The organism is Aeromonas sp. QDB54 (assembly GCF_027707385.1).
Classification (GTDB): Bacteria; Pseudomonadota; Gammaproteobacteria; order Enterobacterales; family Aeromonadaceae; genus Aeromonas; species Aeromonas hydrophila.
On sequence record NZ_JAPCIT010000026.1, the window covers coordinates 1 to 14719 of the forward strand.

At 61.8% G+C, this 14719-nt stretch carries 12 protein-coding genes and 1 pseudogene; 5 read left to right on the forward strand and 8 right to left on the reverse strand.

Annotation, left to right across the window (positions count from 1 at the left end):
- Positions 1-72: 72 nt before the first annotated feature.
- Together PG881_RS24050 and PG881_RS24055 are read right to left on the reverse strand one after the other, a co-directional pair.
- The gene (locus tag PG881_RS24050; RefSeq protein WP_260094749.1) at positions 73-510 is read right to left on the reverse strand and encodes a methyl-accepting chemotaxis protein; all 438 of its coding nucleotides are present in this window, start codon (positions 508-510) and stop codon (positions 73-75) included.
- An 87-nt stretch (positions 511-597) separates the two neighbouring features.
- Positions 598-1362: pseudogene (locus PG881_RS24055) on the reverse strand (PAS domain-containing protein); the annotation flags it as partial.
- 553 nt (positions 1363-1915) lie between these two features.
- On the opposite strand from PG881_RS24055, the gene PG881_RS20270 reads away from it, so the two are divergent.
- Positions 1916-3997, forward strand: coding sequence for a methyl-accepting chemotaxis protein (locus tag PG881_RS20270; protein WP_270802490.1), 2082 nt, complete (start codon positions 1916-1918; stop codon positions 3995-3997).
- Between the two features lie 176 nt (positions 3998-4173).
- Here PG881_RS20270 and PG881_RS20275 read toward each other — a convergent pair whose 3' ends face one another.
- Genes PG881_RS20275 through PG881_RS20285 form a run of 3 tightly spaced genes read right to left on the reverse strand, consistent with a single transcriptional unit; the run spans position 4174 to position 9319 of the window.
- The gene (locus PG881_RS20275; protein ID WP_270802492.1) at positions 4174-6165 is read right to left on the reverse strand and encodes an MtrB/PioB family decaheme-associated outer membrane protein; all 1992 of its coding nucleotides are present in this window, start codon (positions 6163-6165) and stop codon (positions 4174-4176) included.
- A gap of 11 nt (positions 6166-6176) precedes the next feature.
- Positions 6177-7148 carry a DmsE family decaheme c-type cytochrome gene (locus tag PG881_RS20280; RefSeq protein ID WP_270802494.1) on the reverse strand — a complete coding sequence of 324 codons (972 nt, stop codon included), beginning with the start codon at positions 7146-7148 and terminating at the stop codon, positions 6177-6179.
- 56 nt (positions 7149-7204) lie between these two features.
- Positions 7205-9319 (reverse strand): OmcA/MtrC family decaheme c-type cytochrome, encoded by a 2115-nt coding sequence (locus PG881_RS20285; RefSeq protein ID WP_041216768.1) that lies wholly within the window; start codon positions 9317-9319, stop codon positions 7205-7207.
- 247 nt (positions 9320-9566) lie between these two features.
- Here PG881_RS20285 and pdsA point away from each other — a divergent pair, with 247 nt between their 5' ends.
- The 4 genes from pdsA to netD all read left to right on the forward strand — a co-directional run bounded on the left by pdsA (position 9567) and on the right by netD (position 12624).
- Positions 9567-10178: a periplasmic diheme shuttle PdsA gene (gene pdsA / locus PG881_RS20290; protein ID WP_021469996.1), complete on the forward strand. Its 612-nt coding sequence runs from the start codon at positions 9567-9569 to the stop codon at positions 10176-10178.
- Between the two features lie 149 nt (positions 10179-10327).
- The gene (gene netB / locus PG881_RS20295) at positions 10328-10957 is read left to right on the forward strand and encodes an Nrf-like electron transfer protein NetB (RefSeq protein WP_043164749.1); all 630 of its coding nucleotides are present in this window, start codon (positions 10328-10330) and stop codon (positions 10955-10957) included.
- Complete coding sequence (netC, locus tag PG881_RS20300) at positions 10954-11622, forward strand: Nrf-like electron transfer protein NetC (protein ID WP_041216769.1); 669 nt, start codon at positions 10954-10956, stop codon at positions 11620-11622. The genes netB and netC overlap by 4 nt, the downstream gene beginning before the upstream one ends.
- A 48-nt stretch (positions 11623-11670) precedes the next feature.
- Entirely contained in the window at positions 11671-12624 is a 954-nt protein-coding gene (netD, locus tag PG881_RS20305) for an Nrf-like electron transfer protein NetD (protein WP_270802500.1), read from the forward strand.
- 87 nt (positions 12625-12711) lie between these two features.
- Here the strand turns inward: netD and lpxH are convergent, their stop codons facing one another.
- The 3 genes from lpxH to PG881_RS20320 are packed head-to-tail and all read right to left on the reverse strand — an operon-like array spanning position 12712 to position 14640.
- A complete protein-coding gene (gene lpxH, locus PG881_RS20310) occupies positions 12712-13437 on the reverse strand; it encodes a UDP-2,3-diacylglucosamine diphosphatase (protein WP_118880891.1) in 726 nt (241 codons plus the stop codon).
- Complete coding sequence (locus tag PG881_RS20315) at positions 13434-14153, reverse strand: DUF4269 domain-containing protein (protein WP_118880892.1); 720 nt, start codon at positions 14151-14153, stop codon at positions 13434-13436. The genes lpxH and PG881_RS20315 overlap by 4 nt, the downstream gene beginning before the upstream one ends.
- Positions 14143-14640, reverse strand: a complete 498-nt coding sequence (locus PG881_RS20320) for a peptidylprolyl isomerase (RefSeq protein ID WP_005302674.1) — start codon at positions 14638-14640, stop codon at positions 14143-14145. The genes PG881_RS20315 and PG881_RS20320 overlap by 11 nt, the downstream gene beginning before the upstream one ends.
- Positions 14641-14719: the final 79 nt, after the last annotated feature.

Below are 14719 nucleotides of genomic sequence, written 5' to 3' on the forward strand. Positions count from 1 at the left end.
ATCGGCTCAAACATGAAGAAATGAAATGACTGAGTCAGCCGAGAAGAATTTCCCCGCTTATTCGCACCTTCCCTAGAGTTCCGAGATGATGGTCGACACTTCTTCGGCGCCATTTCTTATCTCTTGCATCACTTTCGCGACATCATCGATCTGTCTTTGTCCATGGATGGCGCCATCAGCTGCGGACTGGATCTGTTCGCTGACCTGATGGGTGAGCTGCTGGTTCTGGCTGACCACGCTTGCTATCTCGTTGGTGGATTGAGAGGTTCTTGCCGCTAGTTGACGAACTTCATCAGCCACGACGGCAAAGCCTCTGCCTTGTTCACCGGCTCGTGCGGCTTCGATAGCGGCGTTGAGTGCCAGCAGGTTGGTCTGATCTGCAATGCTGCTGATGGTTGAAACGATGGCGGTGATATTTTGAGATTGGGCATGCAGCTTGCTCATCAGCGTACTGGCATTTTCCATCTGGGTGACGATGTTGTCCGAGGTGGAGACGACGGTGGTCAGCATGTCCTCACCCTTGATGGCGGAAGCTTTGGTGGTGACGGAGGTTTCGTTGGCCACTTTGGCCACATTTTGCACGGCCTGATCTTTTTTGATTTGCGAGGTGATGTTGGAGGCAAACTTGATGACCTTGATCACCTTGCCATGGCTGCCCCGCACTGCGTTGTAGGTCGCTTCCAGCCAGATTTCATGACCTTGCTTGTCAAAGCGCTGAAAGCGCCCCGATTTGAAGGTTCCCTGAGCCAGTTCCTGCCAGAAATCGGGGTGTTCCCGATAAAACGACTCATCACAGAACATGCGATGCTGACGACCTTTTATTTCATCGAGCCGATAGCCCATGGTGTCGAGAAAATTGCGGTTGGCGTTGATGATGACGCCGCTTGGCTCAAACTCGATGACCGCAAGGGAGCGATCCAGCGCTTCGAATATCGCTTTCTGCGTCATGAGCAAGTCATGTTGCAAGGTTACATCGGAGGCGATTTTAACGACTTTGTTGACCTTGCCATCCTGGCTGACCGGGAAGTAGGTTGCTTCCAGCCAGATTTCCTGGCCGTGCTTGCCGACCCTTTGAAACGTGCCGTGCTGGTTGTGGCCATTGGCCAGATTTCTCCAGAATTCCCGGTAGGAGGGGGAGTCTGAGTCCTCTTTTCGACAGAAGATGGCATGGTGCTGCCCCACGATCTCCTTGAGGCTGTAGCCGACGGTGCTCAGAAACAGCGGGCTGGCATCGAGGATATGGCCCTCGGGAGTGAATTCTATCATGGGGAGATGGGCATGCATGGCGTGGTTCAGCGCCTCGCTCTGCAAGGCTCTTGCTCTCTCTGCAACCAGCTCTTGTTTCAGTTTCGTGTTAAACATAAGCACTCCCCAACCAGGTCGAAATTGTGCAATGAGCCTATTTAACTTTATCCACTCTTTTTGTGTGGTTTAGACTCTGCTTATGAGTGTAATGCATGCCGACTACTTAACTCAGATTCCCTCCATACAAAAACCAGGCCTAATACGCCATGACGTGCTGGCTGATGGTGTTGACCCCTGAGCTGGGTACCTGCCAATAGTGTGTTGATCATCAATATGGCCGGGCGTTGGCGGCGGCTCACCCCAGGCCGGAAAGCCGCATCCATGAGCCGGGCATGGTAAAGGGAGTTGGGTCGATCAGGGCAAGGCGTAATGGTCCGAGGGGGTGGCTCGGGCAGAAAATACCGCTTTTATTGCAGTTTGCATCGCGTTTTGCTCGCCTTGGGCGGGCTTTGTGGCAAGTTGCCCGCATTGGGGGCGGAAGAGGGGGCAAGTCAGGCCATTTTTTCTGGCTTGGGTTTTGCTTGAGTCGACAAAACGGATCGGCTCTTTGCAGCTGAATGCCTTGCTGCGATGGCCCAATGACGCTCTGCTACCAGGATGAGGTGATGCCATGGCTACTGCACAAGGACTCTTGCAGGACACCGCCTTCGACCATACCGAGGCACATGCGGTGTCGCATGCGCCCCGAGGAAGGCATTCGGTCAAACGGATGATGATCCTGGGGGGGATCCTGGTGGCGGTACCGCTGATCGTGGCATCCATCGTCTCCTTGTGGAGCAGCCAGGCCCAGCTGCGCGCACAGGAGAAGGTCGAGCGCTTCAATCAGGCTCACCTCATCTTCAAGGAGACGCGCTATGACCTGGTGCAGATCCAGCAGTTCATCACAGATGCGGCGGTGACCGGCAACACGGAAGAGGGCCTTGCCGAGGCCGCCACGTTCCGCGATACCGCCTTGCAGAATCTCGATACCCTGATGCGCAGCCTGCCGGACTTGAGCGACGAACTGCTGCCGATGCAGGAGACGGTCAAGGGGCTGTATGAGAAAGGGGCGGCTATGGTGGATACCTACAGTCGCCAGGGTCAGGCGGCGGGCAACCTGATGATGAGCAGCCAGGGTGGCTTTGATCACATGGTGATAAGCATCAACGAGCGGCTTGAGCGCATCAATCATCAGCTGGACAGCCGGATCACCCGTGCCGTCGCCAGCCGCGACGAGGCCAAGGAGCTGGCCCTGCTGATGGGGCTGGTCGCCGGGCTGGTCTCCCTGCTGTTCGTGGTGCTGGCCTATTTCATCCAGTACCGTCACCTGATGCGCACCCTGGGCGGCGAGCCGGATTATGCCGCGCGGGTGGCCGCCGAGATTGCGGCGGGCAACCTCACCGTTACCATCCAGACCCATTCGGCAGACAATCACAGCGTGCTCGGGGCCATGCGGCTGATGGCGGCGCAGCTCAGTCGCCACATGCGCCAGATAGACCTGCGGACCCGGCAGCTGGCCCAGTCCTCTTATCAGATCTCCGATATCTCGAGAACCATCACCGACGCTTCCCAGCTGGAGCAGCACCACTCGACGGAAGTGACCCGCGCCAGCAATGATCTCTCCTGCGCGGCCGAGGCGGTCTCCGGCCTGGCAAGCCAGGTGGGGCAGCAGGCCGAGCTTGCCTATCAGAGCGCCCATCGCAGCACCCGGGTGATGAGTGAAAACATCGAAGAGATGCGCCACGCCGTGACCGAGGCGCAGCAGGCGGAACAGAAGACCCGACAGCTGAGCGAGGCGAGCCAGCGTATTCAGGTGATAACCCAGTCCATCACCGCCATCACCGAACAGACCAACCTGCTGGCTCTCAACGCCGCCATCGAGGCGGCCCGGGCCGGGGAGTATGGCCGCGGCTTTGCGGTGGTGGCCGACGAGGTGCGCAAGCTGGCCAACAATGCCGGTCAGGCCACCAAGGAGATCAACGAGATCGTCACGACCCTGAGCCGGCTCATCGGCGAGAACGAGTCCTCGGTGAAGAGCGTCATCGCTCGCACTCACCTGACCATGGACAAGGCACACGAGGCGAGCCAGTCCATCAACGGCCTGATGACGGAGATTGAGCGCAGCGTCGGTGCGGCGGATCAGATCCGCGGCACCAGCGACGAGCAGATGGGCAAGCTCTCCTCGCTCAATGCCCACCTGCACGACCTGCTGCATGCGCTCGCGGAGAACACCGAGAAGGTGCAGACCACCGGGATCATCAGCCGCACCCTCTATCAGGAGTCGAGCCAGCTGCGCGACATCATGGAGCAGTTCCGCTTCGAGGCCGAGAGCGGGGCAGATCGCAGTGAGCACGAGCTGCGCCGGGCGCCGCGCATGTACCAGCACATGATGGTGAAGGTGCTGGCCGGGGGCGGGTTCCACGAGTCGATCACCGAGGATTTCAGCGTCACCGGCCTAAGGCTGCGCACGGTACAGCCCCTGGCTCTGGACAAACGCGCCGAGGTGGAGCTCAAGATCTACACCCCCAAGCCCTCCATCGATCTGTATCGCAGCCAGACGCCGCTGGCGATCAAGGCCAGGGTGATGTGGTCCCGTCAGGCGGAAGAGGGCGAGGTATACGGGCTGGAGTTCATCGAAGTGGCACCGCAGGCGCGCAGCCAGCTGGAGGCCTGCTTCAAGCATTATGCGCTGGAACCGACCTATACCGGCTGATGCCGTGCCGAGCCTGACAGGTGGATGGCCGCCATGCGCCAGCCTGCTTGGCCGACAGAGTGAAGAGGCAATCAAGAGAACCAAGACGAGATGATGAAAGAGGGGAGTCTGGGCTCCCCTCTTTATTGGGCTGGCAACACAGAGTGTCTGCCCTTATCCGGCACGCAATCGTGCCTTTAGAACTTGTAGAGCCAGGAGACGGCAGTGAAGTAGCCGTTGTAGTCCTGGTTCAGGTTGCCGAGGTTGCGCTCTTCGCCGGTGTAGAGGTAATCCACGTCCTGGAAGTATTCGTAGCGCACATCCCAGCGCAGCGAATGCTGCTTGGTCAGCTGATAGAGGGCGTAGCCTTCCAGCCGGTGCTGCTTGCTGGTGAGATCCGGGTAGTCATAGCCCTTGCTGGCGTCGGTCTTGCCACGGCCATAGGCGAAGCTGTAATCGAGCCCGAGCTCGAGATCCCGGTCAAACGCCTTCTTCTGGGTGAGCCCGAGCCCGAGGGTGGTGATCTCGTCGCGCACCGCCGTGCTGTAGGGATCCCAGTCTGGCGCGCCTGTGTAGGCGTGGTTCTGGCTGGAGGTGATCCACTGCAGGTTGCTGAACAGGTGGCCGCTCAGGTTGTCGTCGAACTGCTGGTTGAGGGTCAGGTCGATACCATAATCCTTGCCCTCGCTGCGCCCTATGTCCGGCTCCTTGTAATCATTCTTGGCCCACCACCCTTCGAGGCGGGCATCCATCCCCTCGCTGAACTGATAGCCAAGGTCTCCCCTGAGTTCGACCCTGTCCCTGTCCGCCAGATAGAACTGGCGCAGGGTCGGGCTGCCGTTGCCACCGGCGCTGTCGTGGCGCCAGTCCGAGCCGTCGCGGGTGCTCCAGGCGAGCTTGCCGCCCAGTTGCAGCGCCCCGGCCGGGCGGTAGCGCCCCTTGAGGAACAGGGTGTGTTCGTCGGTATCCTGCCGGTCGGCCTGCTCGCGCTGATCGGCCTTGTACTGATAGCCGGTGGTGAGCTTGACCGAGCGGCTGAGCCGGTAGTCGGCCGCGAGATCCGCCTTGCTGCGGGTGCGATCGCTCTTGCCGCGCGGCTTGCCGACCACAGCGTATTCATCGGACTTGTCCTTGCGGTCCCGATACTCGCCGCCGGCGCGCAGGGTGAGATCCCGGCCAAAGCGACCCACCCACTTGGCGTCGGCCTGCAGGGTGCTGACCTCGCCGTGGAAGTCATCCTGGGTGATGGGGGCGTTGCGAAACGCGGTCAGGCTGCCGTTGGAGGTGGCCTGGCTGGTGATCACGCGACCGGTCAGGCTCTGCCGGTCCCAGTTGTACTGGCCGGATAGGCTCAGCTGGTGGAAGTTGTTGTCCGGCTCGTAGGCGCGCTCGTTGGCGTAAGGGTCGGCGACGCTGCCATAGTAGAGCGCCGTGTCATCGGTACGGTAGAGGGAGCCGTTGTAGGCGAGATCGACCAGCCAGCCTTCTCCCAGGTAACTGACGCCGCTCTTGACTAGGGTGGTCGAGCTGCCGTCGACGGGCTTGGGCAAAAGGCCTGGCCCGCTGCCGATGCCGGGCACGCTCGACTGGTAGTAGGCGAGGGTGGCCTCTTTTTTCTCATGAGAAAAATCGGCGTAGGGGCGCCACGGGCTCTTCGGAGTATAGGCGAGCCCGGCGGTTAGCTTCTTGCGCACCACCTCCTTGTCGAACTCGGCCAGCGACCCCAGGGTCAGCGGGCTCTCGCCCGGCTGATAGACGCTGCGGCCGTGGCTGTTCCAGTAGAAGGGGGATTCCGAGTAGCCCAGCCGGGCACGCATACCGTCGTAGTGGCCCTGTTCGGTCGCCAGGCTGAAGCGCTCCATGCCGAGGTTTTTCACCGCCAGGCTGCCGTAGCGGGAGCCTTCTCCCCGGTATTGCAGGTCGGCGTTGAAGATGCCGAGCATGCCGCTGTCCTGCTGGCTGGGAACCCAGTTGCGAAAGCGGGTGGCGCCATCGTCGTTGGCATAGCCGGCACCCAGCCCTACCTCGCCAAACCAGCCCTCATCGCGCTCGCAAGACTTGCAGCTCCAGCGTTCGGTCTTGGCCGGTTTGCTCTGCTGCAGGGCGTAATCCCCGACTGCCAGCGGCTCCTCGGCCGCCTGGGCCGAGCAGACCGCCAGCAGGGAGAGCCAAAGTGTTGAGTATTTCATGACTTCTCTCCTCAGCGCCGCAGTGATTGACCGTTGGGATGGTTGGTCCCGTGGATCTGGTTATGACAGTTCAGGCAACTGCCGCCACGCACCTTGAGATCCCCCTCGGGGATGGAGACGTTGGCATGGGACACGCTGTGGCACTCCTGGCACAGCTGGGGCACCCGCTTGTTGAGCAGCGCCTGGTTGATGGAGCCGTGCGGGCTGTGGCAGAGGGAGCAATCCTCGGTCACCGGCTCGTGTTCCCACAGGAAGGGGCCCCGTTTCTCGGCGTGGCACTCGTAGCAGCTCTCGTTGAGGCTGGGCTGCTTGAGGCTGGCCTCGTTCTGCGACTGGTGCGGGTTGTGGCAACTGGAGCAGGGCAGCTCGCCATTGAGAATGGGGTGGCTGGTGCGCTTGTGCAGATCGGCCTTTTGCTGGGCGTGGCAGCTGGTACAGGTTTCCACCTGCAGCTTGCTGTCCATCACCGGATCCTTGGCCTGGTGCAGACTGTGGCAGCTGGTGCAGGAGACATCCTCCACCGCGTGAGCACTGGCATGCCATCCCATCCGCTGGGTATCGGTGTGGCAGGAGAGGCAGACGCTGTTCTGCTTCTCCACCGGGACCGGCGAGTCGGGGCCGAAGGTGATCATGGGTTCCCGCTTCTGCCCCTTGCGGGGATTGCGCGGGTGGTTGCCGGCGGGGCCGTGACAGGCTTCACACTGCTTGTCGGCCATCGGCCCGTTCTGGTTGCCGAGGTTGCCATGCACATTGTGGAAGATCCCGGTGGCGGGCTTGCGCGAGTCGGCATCGTGGCACTTGAGGCAGGTATCGGCCCCCTTGGGGGAGTATTTGCCCTGGTCGAATTTCTGGTCGAGGGTGGCCTCGACCTGCAGGCGCGGATCGGCATCGGCCGCCGGCTGGGCATCGCTCTTGGCCCAGACCGGCAGGCAACCGAGTGCCAGCAAACCCGCCAGGAGCCACTGCGGGGTGATTCTTTTCATATCGTGTCCTTCAACGGCAAAGGGCCGGGGGGAGGCATCCCCCCGGCCTGGTGGTCTCAACGGAAGTCATACACCTTGTGAACCTTGTCGACGCCCTGCTCCTGCCCGACGGCATGGCAGGACGCGCACTGTTCAACTCCGGTGGCGGCCTCTATCGTCTCTGCACCAAAGATGGCGCCGTTGTTCTTCATGTGGGTGGCCCACTCATCCCCGGCGACCGGGCTGTCCGGCTTGACCAGCCCCAGCGGCGACTTGAGGTGGCAACTGGCGCAAACCACCAGGGTCGGACTGAAGAACTTGGGCTGCTTGTTGTCCGCCGTGGTTGCCACCAGCGAGGGTCGTTCGTTCTGCTGGTTGGGCAGGTTGTACTGACCCTTGGTGTGGCAGGACTCGCAGTTGTTCAGCTTGCCCGGGAAGGTGGCATCACCGCTGCGATGGGAGCCGAAGGCGTGGAAGGAGTGCACGTGGTACTTCAGATCCCCCGGCACACCCGCATAGAAGGAGGTGCGGGTGGCGTTGTGACAGCTGGTGCACTGGGCGAAGTCCTTGGAGGCGTGGGCCGAGCCCGCGTTGCCCTCGGTATGGACTGCCAAGTCCTTGTGACAGCCGTTGCAGGAGGCCAGATCCGCGCCTGCCTTGAGCACATAGCTGCCGTCGACCCCGCCTTCGACCCGGAAGTAGGCCTTGACCGGGTTGATGGCCACGTAGGAGAGGGCGCTGGCGGTGCTGCTGCAGGGGAGCAGATCCCCGGCGGCGAAGGCACCGTTGCGATCCGCCTTGCGGGCCACGCATACCTGCAGTTCGGCAACCGTGGCCGCCAGGGTGCCGGTCACCTCGTTACCCACCTCTTTGCGGCACAGGAAGCTGCCGCCGCCCTGGCTTTCGCACTTGGTGAAGTCAATCTTGTTGCCGGCGACGAAGGTCTGCGGGTTGGTGTAGCCCAGCTCGAAGCCGCTGCCCTGATCCCAGTTGACCAGCACGTAGGGAGCCTTGGCCAGATCGCCGTACTTGATGTACTTGAGCACCCCGTCCATGGTCTCGACCGGTGTGCCGTTGGCGGTCACGGTCAGCTCGACCTCGATGTTGGGCGCGGCGTAGCGCACGTCGTCAAACTTGAACACCAGCTTGTCGCGACCGGCAGCCTCGTTGGCGAGGTAGCCCATGTGCACGCTGCTGGGGGACTTGGTGTTGCCGGGGGTCTCGGCGTGGCACTGGGTACAGAGGGTACCGCTGGTGATCTTGCCGTTGATGTGGCTGACGTAGCCGGTCGCCGTGGTGGAGTCCGCGTGGCAGGCGCCGCAGGGCTTCTCCTGGGCGTGCTGCCAGTTGTTGGCATCCGGGGTGGTCGGGGTGACGCCCTTGTGGCAGGTGTCGCAGTTGCGCGGATCCTGCGGGAAGTGGCTCACCAGCTTGGTGGCGGTCGCATCCAGGTTGCCGTGCAGCTTGTGCACCAGGGTGGTCAGATCGCCCCGTCCGCTGCCGGGCACGCTCTCGTTGTGGCAGGTGACGCAGAGCTTGGGATCGGCCCGGTTGCTGTGGTGAATTGGCTGCTTCATGTGGCAGCTGTCGCAGCTCTGCTGCTCCAGGATGTCGCGGGTCAGCAGCGGCGGCGTGCCGGCCGGTACCCAGTCCAGCACGTAGTCGGTGACCGGAATGCCGTTGCTGCCGCCAAAGTAGATGCCGAGGCGGTGGGTCGCTGCCTCATCCCAGCGGATCAAGCCGTTGTTGTCCTGCGAATCGCTCGGATAAGGGTCGCGCACCGTGGTGGCATTGAAGGAGAAGGTGTAGCGGTACTGGCCATTGCCAAGGGCTTCCAGTTTGCCGCCGTTCTCGCCGGTGGGCCGGTTGTTCTTGGTGCTGTAGATGAAGCTCTTCCAGATGACAGGGTCTTCCCGTTTGGCGTCGCGGCCGGGGATCACCTTGGCCAGGGTGAAGGAGGGAAGGGTGGTTCCCAGCTCATAACCCTTGCCTTGCTTGTCGGTTACCTTGAATTGCACCGAGAGCTGACCGCTCTCGCCAAGTTGTGGGGTGGAGGCCGAGATCACCAGCGAATCTGGGGTTCCCGGAGGAGGGGGAGGTGGATCCGTCTTGTCGTTGCCATCACCGCCGCCCCCACAGGAGGAGAGGGTGAACACCATTGCTGCAGCCACCAATACTTTCCAGTATTTCATTGTTTTATCCTTTTTTATCGGACTTATTGTTCCATATATGAGCCAGCTCAAAAAATTCCCAAAAAGATACCACTTAAGGGTCAAAAGAGGACTAAATACGGTATAAATCATTTCCATCTTAATTGTAAGGTTTATATATTAGACGGCGTTGATCTAAGTCTCAAAAACGGATCGAAAATCAACCTTGAGTATAAAAATGTCTGTTTTTACTGGGGTTTATAGACCTTTTCTGGAAGAGGGATAAGAAATGAAACGCAGTGTGAAGCTGGAAATACTGGGACTGTCGTTGCTTTTGGGCTCTATTGGCACCGCACATGCCAGCCTGGACTCATTGGTGGATACATGTAACTCATGTCATGGAAATCAGGGGATCAGCACCCAGAACGATATTCCGACTATTGCAGGGCTGGCAGAATCAAATCTTGCCGAGCAGATGCGCACCTACCTGGACGGCCGGCCGGCCAAGACCGTTAATCATGTCACCGGTGATACCAGCAAGAAGGGGAACATGACCGACATTGTTAAGGGCCTTAGCGACGAGCAGATCGACGAGTTGGCGGCGCACTATGCCGAGCTGCCCTACAAGCCGATGAAGCAGCCGTTCGATGCGGCGCTGGCCAAGGCGGGGCAAAAACTGCACGACGACTCCGGCTGCAAGAAGTGCCACTCCGAAGGCGGCTCGGTGGCCGAAGACGAGGCTTCCATCCTCGCCGGCCAGCCCAAGGGCTACCTGCTGACCTCCCTGCAGGAGTTCAAGGCCGGCAAGCGCAGCAACGACGAGAAGATGAACAAGGCCATCATCGCCATGAGCGATGCCGACCTCAAGGCGCTGGCCGAGTACTACGCAAGCCAGCAGTAACGTCGCTGCCCCTCCCGTTGACGCAGCCACCCCGCTTCTGGCGGGGTGTGGTCTCGTGTTCATGACCGTCAAAGGAGCTGTCACCAGCTCCTTTTTGTTGCCAGGCGGGCAGACGGCACCCGGCGGGTGCCACCGTTTCGGAGTTTCCTATGAAAAAGATCATCAAGTGGCTGCTGCTCGCCTCCCTCGCTCTGGGAGCGGGTCAGCTGGCTCTGGCCAGCGCGCAGGCAGCGGATGCCACGCCAGCGGCGCCGAGTGCCACATCCAGTGCCGATCAGGCAGCGCAACCCACCCTGGCCGAACGGCAGGCCAAGGCGGAAAAGAAGAAAGCCGCCGCCAAGAAGGCCGCAGCCCGTTTCGCCAAGTGCGAGAAGTGCCACGACGGGGAGGAGGGGATGCATGGCAAGCATGGTCAGGTCACCAATCCCAACACGGGGGAGCAGGTCACCTGCACCAACTGCCACGGCAATGCGTCGGCCGATCACCGTAAACAGCGCGGTGGCATGGTCGATGTGATGCGCTTTGGTAATGACGCCTTCCCGCTGAGCCAGCAAAACGGCGTCTGCATGAGTTGCCATGAACCGGACGATTTGCGCAAGGCTCTCTGGGCCCACGACGTGCACGCCACCCGGATCAGCTGCACCAGCTGTCACCAGCTGCACCCGGCCAAGGAGCCCATGGTGGGGATCCCCGAGAAGTCGCGCATCAAGCTGTGCGTCGACTGTCACCGCAAGCAGCACGAGGCCGATCTGGGCGGCGCCGTCAAGGAGGGTTCATGAGCACGACCCGCCGCGACTTCATGGTGGGCATGAGCGCCGGCGCCCTGATCCTGCTGACGGGGGCCCCGCGTGCCCTGGCCAACAGCATGACCATCAAGGGCGTGCGCTACGGCATGATCCACGACGAGACGGCCTGCATCGGCTGCACCGCCTGCATGGACGCCTGCCGCGAGGTGAACCAGGTGCCGGCAGGGGTGGCCCGCCTGCAGATCCTGCGCAGCGGCCCGGTGGGGGAGTATCCGGCGCAGGAGTACCGCTTCTTTCGCAAATCCTGCCAGCACTGCGACAACGCCCCCTGCGTGCACGTCTGTCCGACCGGCGCCTCCCACATCCGGGCGGAGGATGGCATCGTCGACATCAACCCCGACCTCTGCGTCGGTTGTCGCTATTGCCTGGCTGCCTGCCCCTATCAGGTGCGCTTCATCAACCCGGTCACCCGGGTTGCCGACAAGTGCGACTTCTGCCGCAAGACCAATCTGGCGGCGGGCAAGCAGCCCGCCTGCGTCGAAGCCTGCCCGACCAAGGCGCTGGTGTTCGGCAATCTGGACGATCCCAACAGCCTTATCAGCCAGCGGCTGGTGCAGGAGACCACCTATCGCTACAAGCAGTTCCTCGGTACTTCGCCCAAGATGTACCGGGTGCCGAAAGGGGAGGTGAAGTCATGATCCCATCTCATCTGTATGACGCAGACCGGCTGACGGGAGGGAAGCACCATGTGGCATGATGCGTTTCACTTCGACTCGCTGGTGTGGGATGGCCCCATCGCCATCTATCTGTTTCTGCTCGGTATTTCGGCAGGCTCGGCCACCCTCTCGGTGCTGCTGCGCCGGCAGGGAGCCGGCAGCGAGAGCGGCATCATCAAGGCGACCGCCATTCTGGCGCCGATGAGTGTCGTGTTGGGGCTGCTTATCCTCATCTTCCACCTGGCCCGTCCCTGGACCTTCTGGAAGCTGATGTTCCATTACCAGTTCGACTCCGTGATGTCGATGGGGGTCATGCTGTTTCAGATCTACATGGCAGTGCTGTTCGCCTGGCTGGCGGTGGTGTTTCGAGCCGAGATCGAGGCCCTGCGCCGGCAACTGCTGGTGGACAAGCTCGCCTTTGTGGATGGGGTGATCGGCTGGCTCGCCCGTATCGAGCGGCTGCTGGCGCCGCTGTTGTTGCTGCTTGCCGTGCTGCTCGGAGCCTACACCGGCTTTCTGCTCTCCGCCCTCAAGACCTACCCCATGCTCAACAACCCGATCCTGCCGGCGCTGTTTCTGGTCTCCGGCATCAGCTCGGGGGTGGCTTCCACCATACTGCTGGCGGTCACCCTGTTTCGGGAGGATGGCCACAGCCAGGGGGTGAGCTTCGTGCACCGCTTCGAGCGGCCCATCGTCGCCATCGAGCTGTTCCTGCTGCTCTGCTTCTTCACCGGCCTCTACTTTGGTGGCGGCCAGCGGGAAGCGGCCATGTGGGCGGCCATCGGCGGCGGCTTCTGGTCCCAGGTGTTCTGGTTCGGGGTCATCGGGCTGGGGATCCTGCTGCCCCAGCTGCTGGGGCTGGTGGGTAGTCCGGCCAAGGCTCATCAACCGGCCCGGTTGGCGCTTATCTGCAGCCTGAGCCTGGTGGGGATATTGCTGCTGCGCTACTTCATCCTCTACGCGGGGCAGATGACGGTGATGTAGCCGTTGTCCCGGCAAAGAACAGAGTAAATCGCAGGCAAACAAAAGGCGGGATCTTCCCGCCTTTTTTATTGTTGCCAGCCGGCTTGGTCAGATCAGCGCGCGCTGCTCGAGGCGCTGCTCGCCGGGGCGGCAGATCAGCACCGAGCCCTGCTCGAACCAGTCCCCCAGCACGATGCGCCGCGCCGGATGACCGTCGAGGCGGAAGTCGTGGATGGCGGGTCTGTGGGTGTGGCCGTGGATCATCATCCGGCAGTCGTGCTGGCGCAGCATCTCGTCCACCGCCGCCGGGGTCACGTCCATGATGGTCTGGCTCTTGTGGGCATTTTCCATCTGGCTCTGGCCACGCATCTTGTGGGCGATGGCCTGGCGGCGCGCAAGCGGCAGGCGCAGGAACAGCCAACGCAGCCACTTGAGCTGGGTGATGCGGCGAAACTTCTGGTAGCCCTCATCCAGGGTGCAGAGCAGATCGCCGTGGCTCAGCACCACCCGCTCGCCGTAGAGTTCGATGACGCACGGATCCCCCAGCAGGGTCATGCCGGCGCGCTTGGCAAAGGCCTGACCCAGCAAGAAGTCGCGGTTGCCATGAATGAAGTAGAGGGGCACCCCCTGCTGGCTCAGGGCCGCAAAGGCGTCGGCCACCTCGCCGTGGAGGGGATTGGGATCATCGTCGCCAATCCAGAATTCAAACAGATCGCCCAACACGTAGAGGGCATCGGCGCCGGGGGCGTCGTGCGCCAGAAAGCGCACCAGGGCGGCGGTCATGTCGGGCCGCTGGGCACACAGGTGAATGTCGCTGATAAAGAGGGTGCTCATGAGAAAGTGCGCTGGGCCCTGTTGAGGTGGCTGGAAGTGGAACTGGTATTGGTATTGGAGCTGGAAGTGAAGTGGGGGGCCGTCGTCCTCGGCTGCCACGCCAGTGGGGCAAGCTCGCCGCCCTCCAGGGTGAGCAGCGCGGCATACGGGTCGCCGGCAAGGCCCAGCAAGTGGCACATGGCCGCTTCCCCTTTGAGCCCTTCATCAAGACGCAGGCGCAGCACTTGGTGATAAAACGCCGCGCCGAACTGTTCAAGCAGGGCGGCCATCAGGCTGAGGTGGCGCCAGCCGTTGAGGCGCTCGAGGGGATCCGGAGTGAGGTAGAGCTCAAGGGGCCAAGGGTGGCCATCGGTGCCGGTGACGGTCTGCTCGGCGAGCCAGATGTCAGCGCCCTTTTGCGCAACCCGCCAGCCCTGGGTTGCCAGCGCCGCGGCAAACGTGGCCGGCTCCGGATGCTGGCAGACGATATCGAGATCGCTGCCGGGTCGGTCGAGCCCGATGGCGACCGTGCTCACCAGCGCCAGGTCGCTGCACTGCGCTGTCAGCGCATCCCACACCCCGGCCGTGAGCAGGGCATAGGCCGAGCGTTGGCGTGGGTTGCCGTGGGCCAGGTAGTCGAGACGGCGCCAGTCGATGGGGCCGGCCTTCGCAGATGGAAAAACTGCGGCCGGGGCCGCAGTCAGTTCATCTCGCAGAAGGCAGAGATCACTCGGCAAGGGTCACCTTGGTGATCACGACGTCTTCGGTCGGCACGTCCTGGTGGATGCGGCCGTAGTTGCCGGTCTTGACGCCCTTGATCTTGTTGACCACGTCCATGCCGGCGGTCACTTCACCGAACACGCAGTAGCCGAAGCCCTGGGTGGTGGCGGATTTGAAGTCGAGGAAGTCGTTGTTGTTCACGTTGATGAAGAACTGGGCGCTGGCAGAGTGCGGCTCCATGGTGCGGGCCATGGCGATGGTGCCGACCTTGTTGGACAGGCCGTTGGCCGCTTCGTTCTTGATGGGGGCGCGGGTGTCTTTCTCTTCAAAGCCAGGGGCATAGCCGCCGCCCTGGATCATGAAGCCGTCGATGACGCGGTGGAAGATAGTGTTGTCGTAGTGACCATCACGGCAGTATTGCAGGAAGTTGGCCACGGTTTCCGGGGCTTTTTCAGCGTTCAGGGTGAGGGTGATGTCGCCGTGATTGGTGTGCAGAGTGACCATGATATGTCCTTTCATTTGATGCGGGCGACCAGGTGCCCGCAGGTGTATGGCATAAAGTGGTGGCAATTCTAGCCCATCA